General features: G+C 62.0%; 13 protein-coding genes. 1 reads left to right on the top strand and 12 read right to left on the bottom strand.

Going from position 1 to position 11,968, the window contains the following annotated elements:
- Positions 1-264, top strand: a 264-nt coding sequence (locus QZL63_RS05020; RefSeq protein ID WP_290586062.1) for a tyrosine-type recombinase/integrase, incomplete at its 5' end; no start/stop codon positions are given.
- 25 nt (positions 265-289) lie between these two features.
- Here QZL63_RS05020 and QZL63_RS05025 read toward each other — a convergent pair.
- The 12 genes from QZL63_RS05025 to QZL63_RS05080 form a co-directional block, all read right to left on the bottom strand.
- Positions 290-640 carry a hypothetical protein gene (locus QZL63_RS05025; protein ID WP_022308236.1) on the bottom strand — a complete coding sequence of 117 codons (351 nt, stop codon included), beginning with the start codon at positions 638-640 and terminating at the stop codon, positions 290-292.
- Positions 600-1,427 carry a DUF4296 domain-containing protein gene (locus QZL63_RS05030; RefSeq protein ID WP_290586071.1) on the bottom strand — a complete coding sequence of 276 codons (828 nt, stop codon included), beginning with the start codon at positions 1,425-1,427 and terminating at the stop codon, positions 600-602. Before QZL63_RS05030 ends, QZL63_RS05025 begins: the two co-directional genes overlap by 41 nt.
- Positions 1,427-2,635 carry an FtsX-like permease family protein gene (locus QZL63_RS05035; protein ID WP_022308238.1) on the bottom strand — a complete coding sequence of 403 codons (1,209 nt, stop codon included), beginning with the start codon at positions 2,633-2,635 and terminating at the stop codon, positions 1,427-1,429. The genes QZL63_RS05030 and QZL63_RS05035 overlap by 1 nt, the downstream gene beginning before the upstream one ends.
- Before the next feature lie 16 nt (positions 2,636-2,651).
- Positions 2,652-2,987 carry a 30S ribosome-binding factor RbfA gene (rbfA, locus tag QZL63_RS05040; protein ID WP_022308239.1) on the bottom strand — a complete coding sequence of 112 codons (336 nt, stop codon included), beginning with the start codon at positions 2,985-2,987 and terminating at the stop codon, positions 2,652-2,654.
- An 11-nt stretch (positions 2,988-2,998) separates the two neighbouring features.
- Positions 2,999-3,814 (bottom strand): outer membrane beta-barrel protein, encoded by an 816-nt coding sequence (locus tag QZL63_RS05045; protein ID WP_022308240.1) that lies wholly within the window; start codon positions 3,812-3,814, stop codon positions 2,999-3,001.
- A gap of 4 nt (positions 3,815-3,818) precedes the next feature.
- The gene (locus QZL63_RS05050; RefSeq protein ID WP_022308241.1) at positions 3,819-5,855 is read right to left on the bottom strand and encodes an Ig-like domain-containing protein; all 2,037 of its coding nucleotides are present in this window, start codon (positions 5,853-5,855) and stop codon (positions 3,819-3,821) included.
- Positions 5,852-6,832, bottom strand: coding sequence for a hypothetical protein (locus QZL63_RS05055; protein ID WP_290586065.1), 981 nt, complete (start codon positions 6,830-6,832; stop codon positions 5,852-5,854). Before QZL63_RS05055 ends, QZL63_RS05050 begins: the two co-directional genes overlap by 4 nt.
- Before the next feature lie 2 nt (positions 6,833-6,834).
- The gene (gene folK, locus QZL63_RS05060) at positions 6,835-7,344 is read right to left on the bottom strand and encodes a 2-amino-4-hydroxy-6-hydroxymethyldihydropteridine diphosphokinase (protein ID WP_022308243.1); all 510 of its coding nucleotides are present in this window, start codon (positions 7,342-7,344) and stop codon (positions 6,835-6,837) included.
- 2 nt (positions 7,345-7,346) lie between these two features.
- Positions 7,347-8,492, bottom strand: coding sequence for a DNA polymerase III subunit (locus tag QZL63_RS05065; RefSeq protein WP_022308244.1), 1,146 nt, complete (start codon positions 8,490-8,492; stop codon positions 7,347-7,349).
- A gap of 20 nt (positions 8,493-8,512) precedes the next feature.
- Positions 8,513-9,988, bottom strand: a complete 1,476-nt coding sequence (locus tag QZL63_RS05070) for an oligosaccharide flippase family protein (RefSeq protein ID WP_022308245.1) — start codon at positions 9,986-9,988, stop codon at positions 8,513-8,515.
- A gap of 62 nt (positions 9,989-10,050) precedes the next feature.
- Positions 10,051-11,034 carry a magnesium transporter CorA family protein gene (locus QZL63_RS05075; protein WP_022308246.1) on the bottom strand — a complete coding sequence of 328 codons (984 nt, stop codon included), beginning with the start codon at positions 11,032-11,034 and terminating at the stop codon, positions 10,051-10,053.
- Between the two features lie 67 nt (positions 11,035-11,101).
- Complete coding sequence (locus QZL63_RS05080; RefSeq protein ID WP_022308247.1) at positions 11,102-11,659, bottom strand: MqnA/MqnD/SBP family protein; 558 nt, start codon at positions 11,657-11,659, stop codon at positions 11,102-11,104.
- Positions 11,660-11,968: the final 309 nt, after the last annotated feature.

Genomic DNA, 11,968 nt, shown 5'->3' on the forward strand with positions numbered 1-11,968 from the left:
TTCCTGAACAACCGCGGCAGCAGCCTCACGCGCGTCATGATCTTCACGATCCTCCGCGAGGCGGCCCGCCGGGCCGGCATCGAGAAGAAGATATCGCCGCACACCTTCCGGCACTCGTTCGCCACCCACCTGCTCGAGGGCGGGGCCAGCATCCGGCAGGTGCAGGAACTGCTCGGCCACGAGAGCATCCTCACCACGGAGATCTACACGCACCTGGACGACAGCCACCTGCGGCAGACGGTCGAAGAGCACCTCCCGATCTGAAACGGGCAGGAAAAACGGGACGGAATCAGAGTTTCAGGATCGCCGAACGGGGCGTCAGGCGGAGTGTATCGTAATCGAGGCCCGAGAGGACGACCGCAACCCCGTCGGGGTGGACCAGCGCAGGCAACGCCTCGCCGAGCGGAAGCCCCACTTCACGGAGCCGCACGAAAGCGGCGCGGTAGTCGGCGGGGAAGCCCGCGACAAGCAGTCCCGAGTAGAACTCCGTGGCGGGCCGGCGGTCGGGTTCGGGACACGTCTCGACACGGAGCAGGCGTCCCTCCGCGGAGAGCGTGATAAGCGGGTTGCGCACGAGCCCCTGCGGGGTCCAGAGCAGGTTAGAGGCTATCCGCCGGGTGGGCTGCGCGGAAGAATTCATCGGCAAAGATACGGATGTTCAACTGACGGCGGTAGAGGCTGTCCACCGCATCGGCGACCGGCGTGGTGTAGGTTACCTTCAGATCGGAGACCGTCACGGAGGGGCGGGCGGGAGTCTGACCGAAGTCGAGCAGGTCCACACGCAGGCGGCGGTGGGTCGTATCGGGCGTGAAGGTACGCATGAATCGCTCCTCGCGGCCGCGGCGCAGCGTCACGGTATAGAGGTTCGAGCGCGAGCCGTCGGCACGCTCGAGCCAGGCCGAGCCCTTCAGCCCCCGCGTATTGCGGTCGAGCGAATCGACCAGATACTTCAGCGAGACGGTATATTCGCCCGGAACCACGTCGAACGTGAAGCTCAGCCGCGCGGTGTCCCGCAGCGAGGAGACGCGGATCAGCGAATCGGCATAGACCGTATGCGTGAAGGTGCGCTGCGCGACGTTGTCGATCGTATCGAGGATCGCCACCTCGCGGTTGTAGACCTTGCCTTCGGCCTCGAGCAGGTCGATCGCCCGTTCGACGACATCGCCCAGGCGGGCGCTCTTGCGCTTCGAGAAGTTGCCGATCGTGTAGTAGACATCCTCGGTCGTATAGCCGTAGCGGGCAAAGATCGGCTCGTAGATCCGCAGCGAGTCGGTGCGGATGTTCTCGTTGGAAATATAGGCATTGGCCAGGAAGGCATCACGGAAAATCAACGCCAGCTCACTGTCCGGAATGATCGTATGCCGGGCGCACGAGAGCGCCCCGAGGGCCAGCAGGCCACAGACGGCATGTCGCAATAGCTTGTTCATCATCGTTCGTCGTTTTTTATCATACTCCGCACCGTCAGTCCCGTCAGCAGCCATGCCACAACCCCGAACGAGAGCACGACGGCCACAAGGTCACCCAAACGGAACTCCACGGGGTAGCTCTTCGTAAGGAAGGTCTCGGCCGGAATCTCGATCAGACCGAAGTGTTGCTGGACGAGGCTTGCACCCACACCGAGGACGACACCCACGGCGGCACCCAGCCCGCAGATCAGCAGCCCCTCACGGCGGAAGATCGAGCGGATCAGCGCCCGGTCGGCCCCCAGCGCCCGCAGCGTCGCCCGGTCGGCCCGCTTCTCCACGATGAGCATCGACAGCGCCCCGACGACCGAGAACGAGGCGACGACCAGTACCAGCAGGGCGATGAAGAAGATGCCCCACTTCTCGTAGGTCATGATCCGGTAGAACGAAGCGCGCAGCTCGTCGCGGGTCCGCACACGGAACGTGTCGCCCAGGGCCGATGCGACTTCGCGCCGCACGGCATGCACGTCGGCACCGGCATCGAGGCGGAAAACCAGCGAGGTGGCCTGCCCCGGGTAGTCGAAGAGCTCCTGCGCCAGGCGCAGCGAAGAGAGCACATAGGTCCGTTCGGTCTCCAGGTCGAGCGAGAAAACCCCGCCGACGGGCTCCGTCCGCCGCGCATAGCTCCCGACGGGCAACAGGCTCGAGAACGAACCCCGACGCACGGCATAGAGCGTCACGTCGGCATCGGCCAGCGAGCGAATACCCAATTCCCAGGCCATCGTCTGCCCGATGACCAGTTTCTCAAGGTCCCCGAGCCGGACGCACCATTCGCCCGCCGTGACGGCTTCGCCCAGCGGGAAGACCCCGGTGTAGGCATCGTCCACGCCGCGGACCGTGGCCGTGGCCTGCCGGTCGCCGTGCTCGAGCAGGGCGCTCTGCTCCAGCAGGAAGGAGAAGGAGGCTACACCCGGGATGCGGGCAAGGGCGGCCGTATCGACCTGCGACAAGACGAAGGTCTGCCCCGTACGCGGAGCAGCGGTCAGGTCAGCATCGAAGGCCGAATACATCGACTTGACCAGCGTCTCGAAGCCGTTGAAGACCGACAGCAGGATGATCATCGCGGCGACGGGCATGGACACGGCGGCCACGCTCAGCCCCGAGATCAGGTTCACGACCGACCGGGACTGACGCGAAAAGAGGTAGCGTCGTGCAAAGAGGCGGGCCAGCATCGTCCGGATCCGGCGCCTATTTCAACGCCTGCTCGATGTGTTCGATGTACTCGAGCGAATCGTCGAGGAAGAACTGGATCTCCGGGACGTTCTTCAACTGGTTGCGCAGCCGCTGGCCCAGGGCCCGGCGGACGAACCAGTTCTGGTGCTCGAGCGTCTTCATCAACTCGGCGCTCCGGTCGAAGGGAAAGACGCTGACGTAGATCTTGGCGTATCCGAAATCGGGCGACACGCGCACCCCCGTAACAGTGACCAGAAGCCCCCGCACAAGGGCGGCTCCCTCCTTCTGGAAGATCTCGGCCACATCCTTCTGGATCTGCTTGGCGATCTTCTGCTGGCGTGTGGTTTCCATAGTTCTCTGTTTTACAATCCGTATTTGAATACTTCGCGGTTCTTCGTCCGCTTCGGGCGGGGCTTCCACGTCTCGAAGCCCTCCTTGTTGAATCGGTAGTTCAGGCCGACGGATATCATCATGTTGTCCAGCGGCGAGCGCATCGGGGTCGATGCAAAGGGGTTCTCCGGGCCGTCGATCGCGTTGTCCGCATACTTGTTGCGGTTGCGGAGCACGTCCGAATAGCCGAAATAGTAGCGCACGCGGAAGTTCAGCTCATAACGGCCGATCAGGAAGGCCACGCCCCCTCCGCCGGCCAGTCCGTAGCCCCAGCGGTTGTCGCGGGGCAGCTTGTAGGCGTAGTCCCCGTTCCAGGCCTGATCGCCCTGCTCGCGAGCCTGCTCGTTCTCGTAGCGGGACGAGAAGGTGTAGGAGAAGGTTGCGGCCGCCTCGAGGTAGACCCGCACGTGGTTGCGCAACATGTAGATGTGCGGCTGCCAGACGACCGGAAGCATCACCGTGTTCATGTTGCGCGTGTAGTAGAGGTAGTCTTTCTTCTCCTCGACCGCCGCGGTGTTCGTGGCGAACGAGAAGCCCTGCTGCAGGAATTCGAGGTCTACACCGAAGCCTCCGACGAAGCGTTGCTTGCCGTAGTAGCGCCACGTCAGGCCGCCGCCGTACATGCCCCACATCCCGCGCATCTCCTGTTTGGGATTGAACCGCCCGGTGCCCATGCCGTAGCCGGCCGTGAAACCGAGCGTATGCTGCGCCGAGGCACGCGGTGCGGCCAGCACGCCGAAAAGCATCGCCGCCGCGACGAGAAAAGTCCGTATGTTGCGTCCTGTCATATCCTTATCTGAAGTTGCTGAACATGCTGCCCGCCGAGCCGAAGTTGGCGTTCATCGAATTCTGCTGGTTGTTGAGGTTCTCCTTTTTCGGTCCCTCCTTGGCTCGTTTCTCCGCCTCACGCTGCTGGCGGCGGGCCTCCCGCTCGTCGAGCATGCGCGAAAGCGACTGCATCGTCACCGGTGCGAAGATCCGGTTCATGTCCATCGTGAACTCGATCTCCCAGTTGGTCTTCGTCGCAAAGGTGTCCTCGCCCGCATCGTTCATGTACATCTCCGTGCGCTCGGGCTGCAGGCGGCCGACCAGATTGCCCGTATCCCACTTGCCGTTCCCGTTGCGGTCTTCGATCACACGGAACTTGATCTCGCCGGCCGGAACATAGTTGAACTGAACATCGCCCGTAGTGACGTCACGCCGCTCCTGCTTGAGCGCCCCGTTGCCGTCGAGCAGCTGGATGATGTACTTCGAGCCGTCGTTGCGCCCGACGACGTGGACCTTGACCGTCGCGAACTTCTCCGGGTCATAGACCGTATAGGTACCGACGATCGAGTCGTTCGAGAGGCCGGCCACGTCGGTCATCGCACCCTTCGGAATCGTCAGCTGATACTGTGCGCCCGTCTCCCATGCGGCGCGGATGTGCCAGCGGAGCAACTGCCCCGTATCGCGCACCATGCGCACCGGAACCTCCTCCGAGAGGCTGTCGGCTCCCGTACGCACGAGCCGCAGACTGGCCGAATCGAGCCGCGTCAGCGGGTAGTCGAAGTCGATCGTCAGGTGCTCCTCGGGGTTGATCTCACCGCTCTGCGGCAGCTTGTAGGCAAACGGGTTGGGCTTCTCGGGCTCCTTCCACTCCTCGCCGGCCTCCTCGGCCTTGCGGCGCTCGCGTTCGAGTTTTTCGCGTTCGCGCTCCTGCTCCTTGGTCTCGACAAGACGCCACGCGAGTTTCAGCTCCTCGGTCACCTCCTGCAGGCGGTTCACCGTATCGTGCTTGAAATAGGTGATCTTGCCCTTGATCGTATCCGGGAGCGACTCCGACGGCATGTCGAACCACAGAGCGATGGTGTCGCGGCCGACGGTCTGCGGATCGACGATGACCCGCTCGGCAGGGATGCTGTCGAACACCAGGTTCGTGATGCGCGGGCGCGGGGCCCCGAAGTAGAGCATGGCCTTGTGCTGCAGGGGCCGGGCACTCTCCGAGAGCACCTGACGGCGGAACTGCACGTCGGTGAACATGCGGAAATAGAGCTGCGGTTCGGCAGTCACATAACGGCGCAGCGAGTCGTACCAGATGGCGAAGTCGGGCATCTCGGCCGGATTGTAGGTTCCCTCGATGAAACCCACCTGGTCGGTTCCCGGCTCGTAGAGCTGGTTGTCGTTCTTGTCCTGCACGGCATAGATCCGGTATGGGATCGGCTTGAGGTTCTGGGCGATGAAGATACCGTTGTTCTCGGCACGCGCAATGACGGAAGGGCGGTACTTGAAGACCGTCGAGTCGTAGTCGGGGGTATACTCCACCGAGTCGGCCGGGTAGAACCAGATGAAGCTCTTCGAGACCGAGTCGGACTTGTAGCCGTCGGCCGTATAGCCCGAGAAGACCATCGAATCGATCTCGGGACCGGTCGAGAAGACGTAGCGCATCGAATAGAGCGGGTTGCCCTCGTTGTTGTCGCAGATGGCGCTTCCGAAGTTGAGCGCATAGGTCGTGTTCGGGCGCAGCGTGTCGCGCAACTGGATGACGATTCCGCGGCCGCGCATGGTGATCGTCGGTTTTTTCTTCATCTCGGGCGAGGTGAAGAACTCCTTCTGCTGGTCCTTGATCTGCACGAACTCGTCGAACTCGATGTAGATCTTGTCGTGACCCACCGTGGGGCGGTTCGTCGTGAAGTTGTCGGGCGTCATGGCCACGATCACCGGGGGCAGCGAGTCGCGCGGGCCGCCCGTCGGAGTCATCATGTTGGCACAACGGCTCAGGAAGGCCGAGGCGAAGAGCAGCGCCACGGCCGAGCGCAGCAGGTTGAGCGTATGGTGTCGGCGGGTTTTCATCGGCGGAGAGGGCTTTGCGTCGCGGCAGCCGGAGCCGTCGCAGACCGGTTCTCGGGGGTCAGGGACTCGTTCACGATGCGCCAGCCGTTATCGACGTCGATCCAGACGTTGCGCCACGGACGGAAGAGCACCGAATAGGTGGGGCTGCTGCCGTCGAGATCGACCGTCTGCTGCGAGTAGGCATAGAGGCGGTCCACACGGTCCACAACCACGACCATCAGCGTCTCGGAGGTGACGGACATTGAATAGAGCCCCGTTTCGGAATCCTTGTAAGCCTGGAAATTGGGGTTGGTGCGGGTGAACGAGTCGTCGCTCTTCGAGGTGATCTTGCCCGCCACGGCATCGTCGTAGGAGGCGATGTACCACGCCGTCGTATCGACGGCATAGGCATAGGCATCGAGTTTCTCGATCGCACCCGGCTCACCGCCCTCCTCGCTCTGGACCGAGGGCGAGACGTAGCAGGTCACCGCCTTGGGCGGAGTGTAGTAATCGTTGCGGAAAATCCAGTTGCCGTCCTTGTAGGTGAAGCCCTCCTTCCACAATTTGAAGATGAGCGTCACGTAGAGGTTCGGCAGGTTGTCCGACATCTCCTGCTGCGTATAGGCATAGAGGCGGTTGGTCGGGTCCACGGCCACGATCATCTTCTTCGAGGAGCCCGTGAGCGGCATCTGGATCCAGCCCGTCGTCCCCTCGCGTTCACAGGGCTCCGACGTGGCGACCGGATCGAGCCGGTCCGAGGAGTTCGTCCGCGAGGTCACGACTCCGTTCAGGGCATCCTCGTAGGAGGCGACCGTATAGAGCGCCGTGTCGGCCACAAAGGCATAGGCCCGAACCCCTTCGAGCGGATTGTTCGGATCGGCCGAAAGATTCTGGACCAACGGTTTGAGCACGTAGTTCGTGCTGTCGGAGACATCCTTGAAACATCCCGGACAGATCAGCGTCGCAGCCGCCGACAGAAGCAGTAGGAAGCGCCGCATGCTCATGCCTTCTCCGTTTTATGGTTTTCCCGCAATGCGGACAGCATCTCGCCCACACTGATACCCAGCACCGGATGCCGGCGCTGACGCATGATCTCGCACAGGGGCACCAGTGCGAATTCCCGCTCGGCAAGGAGCGGATGGGGAAGCGTCAGGCGATCGGTCTCAAGGACCAGGTCGTCGTAGAAGATCAGGTCGATATCGATCGGCCGGGAGGTATAGCGGGCACCCGATGCCGAGCGCTCAAGCTGCTCTGCAGCGCGATTCCGCCCCAGTTCGCGCTCGATCGCCTGGCAGGCGTCGAGCACCTCGAGCGGCGAGAGATCGGTCGTCAGTTCGAGGGCCTGGTTCGAGAAACGGTTCTCGCTCGTGAAGCCCCACGGGGCGCTTTCGTACCGGTGCGAGCAGCGCAATACGGCGCCCACGCGGGCATTGACCAGCTGCTGCGCCGACTGGAGCGTACGTTTCACGTCGCCCAGGTTGCCGCCCATCAGAAGTGTCACTCGTGCCATCGTCACAAATGTTTTATCATTTTGCTCACCGAGAGAGCAAAATGGGTGAATACGATCGTCGGATTGCCGTTCTGCGCGATCTGTGCGGAGGCGCTCTCGATCTCGGCGATCAGCGGCTCGATGTTCTGCGAGCCGACAAACGGGGCGAACTTCGTACAGAAGGCCAGCTCCTCGCCCCACAGGTAGCTGATCTCGCGGATCCCGGCGTGCAGCATGTAGCTCTCGCGCAAAAGTCGGGCCGCATCCCGGAGAAAGCCCCGCTGCTGTTCGCGCGAGAGTTGCGCCGCATCCTCGGCCCAGGTTACCAGTTCGAGGTGCTTGTCGTTGTAACTCAGTCGCATCAGGCTGCAGAACAGGTCGAAATGCTCCTTGCGCTGCGCATCGCTTTCACCGGCGACCAGGTGTCCCAGCTCAAGCAGGTCGCCGTCGGCCAGCCGCGCCATGTTGCGCGCCTGCAGCGGGTCGGCGACGCCCCGGGCGAATGCCTCGCGCTCGAGCACCTCCGGGGCAATGCGCGGCACGCAAACCTCCTGCGTACGCGAGAGGATCGTCGGCAGCAGCCGATCGGGATGTTCCGAAACGAGGATGAAGAGCGTGCGCTCCCACGGCTCCTCGAGGATCTTCAGGATCTTGTTCGCCGCCTCCTCGTTCATCGTCTCGGGCAGCCAGACGAGCATCGTCTTGTAGTCGGCCTCGAAACTCTTGAACGAGAGTTTGCGGATGATCTCGTCCGCTTCGCGGGCGGCGATCATCCCCTTGAGCGTCTTGCCCAGGTCGAGTCTGTCGTACCACTCCTGCGGCGAGAAGTAGCCCCGCCGCTCGGCGAACAGCGTGCGGAACTGCGGCAGGAACTCGTCGCTGCGGATCACCTCGCCCGACTTCTTGCCCTGCTTGTTCACCGGGAAGACCAGGTGGAGGTCGGGGTGCGCCAGCGCCTCGATCTGCCGGCAGTCGGGACACTCGCCGCACGAATCACCGTTGCGGCGGTGACGGCAGCACAGGTACTGGACATAGGCTACGGCAAGGGCCAGCGTCCCGAAGCCCGAAGCCCCGGTGAAGAGCTGGGCGTGGCTCACGCGCCCCGCATCGACCGTCTGCGCCAGATGCCGTTTCAGATCGTTCTGTCCCGTTATGTCAGCAAATCGCATAATCCACTCCTTGCGGGGATTCAGCGGCCCCGTCCGCAGACTGCCCGCACCATCGCCCGCACGTCGATCCGCTCGCGGCGGATCAGATAGGCCAGATAGGATGCAAACAGCACGATATTAAACGTATAGCCGGCGAACATATTGCCTCCGACCCACGAAGAGAAGGCTTCGCAGAGGAGGAACAGCCCGAGGGCCACAAACACATACTCCCAGATCCGGCGCCACGGATAGGGCGTCGGGAAGAAGCGCCGGTTGAGCCACCAGCTGACCGCGACCATCGCCGATTCGCTGGCCAGGCGGGCCCAGGCGGCCCCGTAGTAGCCCCACAGCGGGATGAGCCAGCAGCCGAAGAGCAGGATGGCCGCCAGACCGGCCCCCGTGACGACGATCGCCAGCGAGGTGCGCTCCTCGCGCTTGTACCAGAACGAGAGGTTGAGCCAGACGCCCGTCAGCACGTTGGCCCCGAGCACGACGGGCAGAATGAAGATCCCCTCGCGGAAGTCCCGGCCCACGATCAGCGCGAAGAGGTCGCGGAACAGCGCGATGCCCAGGAAGATGACCATCGAGGCCATGACGTAGTATTTCAGCGCGGCGGCATTCATCGCCACGAAATCCGACTTCTTGAAGTTCGAGAGAAAGAAGGGTTCGGCGGCCAGACGGTACATCTGGTAGAAGAGCATCATGACCACGGCGATCTTGGTGATGGCCCCGTAGACGCCCACCTGCGCCATGGCACCGTCCGGAACGAGGTACTTGATGAGCTGGCGGTCGATGAACTCGTTGGCCGTACCTGTCAGTCCGCCGACGAGCAGCGGCAGCGAGTAGGCAAAAATGGCGCCGAGCAGCCGCCAGTCGATGCGCGGCACCGTGCGGTCGGCGGTGGTCAGGATCAGCAGCCACGTCACCGCACTGGCGATGAAGTTGGCCACGAACGCCCACCCTACGCCGAAGTCGGTGGCGAAGAGGCCCGCCAGACCGAAGCCTACGGCAAAGAGGACGTTCAACACGACGTTGAGCGCCTTGAAGCCGACGAAGGTCATCGCACGCCCCTGTTCACGCAGACGCGAGAAGGGGATGCAGGCCGAAACGTCGAAGAGGATGATGAGCGCCACCCAGACGATGTACTCGGGATGGGCGACATAGGCCTCGCCCATCAGGCGGGCCACCCCGTCGCGGCAGAGGATCATCGCGCCGCAGAAGAGCAGCGCCGCGAGCGACGTGACGCCCCACGTGGTGGCGAAGAGCCGCCGTTTGGCCCCCTGCACGTCGCCGCCGGCCTCTTCGGCCTTTGCCGAGAAGCGGAAATAGCTCGACTCCATGCCCATGGTCAGCAGCGTGAGTGCCAGCGGGATCAGGGCATAGACATCGACCACGATGCCGTAGACCTCCTGCCCGAACACGCGCGTGTAGTAAGGCGTGAGCAGGTAACTCAGGAAACGCACCACGATGGTGCTGATGCCGTAGACGGCGGTCTGTTTGGCCAGTTTTTCGAGCATGACAACGTGTATGGTGGGCAAAGATACGAAAATTAGCCGGAAAAGACGCTATCTGCCGGCAATCAAAGCCACTTCTTGTAGCGGAAAAACCAGATCGTCAGAATCGAGCAGAAGATCATGAGCGCGATGGCGAAGAGATAGCCCAGCGGGATGACGGTACCGTTGTCGAGGGTCAGGTGCCAGTCCAGTTCGGGCATGGCCTTGAAGTTCATGCCGTAGATCGAGGCGATGAGCGTCGCGGGCATGAAGACCACGGCAGCCACCGAGAAGATCTTGACGATGCCGTTCTGCTCGATGTTGATCAGACCCAGCGCGGCGTCCTGGATGTAGTCCAGTCGCTGGAAGCTGAAGTCGGCGTGGTTGATCAGCGAATTGACATCCTTGATCATCAGCTGCAGACGTGGGTAGATATCGTTCGGGAAACGCTCCGAGCGGAGGATGCCCGACAGCACGCGCTGGCGGTCGAAGATGTTCTCGCGCAAGAGCATCGTGCTCTCCTGCAGGGCGCTGATCCGGTGCAGCACCTCCTTGTCGATCGAATCCTCCGAGTTCACGTCCTTCGACAGGGCCGAAACCTGCTTGGAGATCAGCTCCACGAGATCGGCGTCGAAGTCGATACGCACCTCCAGCAGCGAGATGAAGAGGTGATAGCCGGTCGAATAGCTCCGATAGCTCATCTGGAGGCGTTTCTCCGTCTCACGGAAGGTCCGGAACTCGGTGTTGCGCACCGAGACCAGCACACCCTCGTTCGAGATGATGAACGACACCGGCTCGACGATGAACGAATCGCCCGTCGGGACAAAGAAGTTCGAGTTCGACACGATGGCATTCTCGCCCTCCGAGTATTTCGACGTCGATTCGATCTCCTCCACCTGCTGCTTGGTCTGAAGACTGATCTCCATGAAATTCTCGACGGCCTTCTGTTCCTTGATCGTCGGCTGGAGCATGTCGATCCACAGAATGTCGTCGTAACCCAGCTCGTCGAACAGCCGCGTATCCGCATTCCGGATGATCTTGTTGTACTGCTTGAGGTAAATTGTTATCATGATCGCTCTCTCGTGAAGTTCCTGAATCCGCATGCCTAGAGAGGCGGGCGCCGCCCGCTTACTCTCTTCAGCCGGGATTGGCTCTCGGGGCGACCTTCACACCCGAGTCCCAGAACTTTTGGAGCGCCTGATTTTTCTGGTTGTCGAAAATGTAGTCGAATTGCAGCAGCTCCCCGTAGGCCGCCGCGGAGTCGGCGGCGAAGGGCGAATCGAGCAACGCCTCGTAGCCGTGTTCGAGTCCGTAGGTCAGCGCATGCTGCAACGACTCGACCGTATCGGCATCGACTTCGGCATGGGCCACCCACACCGCAAAGGCGAAGGGCAGTTCGCCGTAGTCCTTCCACCCCTCGACAAGCGGATCGGAGCTGGACAGAAGCCCCTCGCGGCAGGAGGGAACCCCGCCCACGCAGTATTCGGTCACCATGCGCGCATCGGCAAGGAGCTGTACGGCGAGGGCCGGCACCAATGCGATGTCGGCCTTGCGGCTCAGGAAATCCTGTATGACGGAGTCGGAATCGGGCGAGAGCAACAGTTCGGCACGGAAATTACCCTCGTACCGAATACCATGAATGAACGGCGTCGTGCTGAGGCACGACACGGTGGCTATACGTGGAACTGTGACCATCGTCCATAAGGTATGAAACTGTTGGTTTGACGTCGCAAATATAGGATTTATTCCTGAAAAACGGGAACATTGTTTCCACGTTTTTCCGATTTTTTGTCCGAGACTCTTGACAACGGGGATTGGCCGATCGTATATTTGCTCCGTCAATTCACAATCGGAGTTCCGCAGCCCGCAAGTTATCGACAACAGAGACATGCTGTCGTTCAGCGGATTAATTCGACTTATCAACATTTATCCACATTTTACCCCGGAGTTATGAACACTCCGGACCACCGCCCGCACCGCCCTGTCCAGACCGGCGGCACGGCA

This window comes from Alistipes sp. CAG:268, assembly GCA_000434235.1.
GTDB classification, from domain to species: Bacteria; Bacteroidota; Bacteroidia; order Bacteroidales; family Rikenellaceae; genus Alistipes; species Alistipes avistercoris.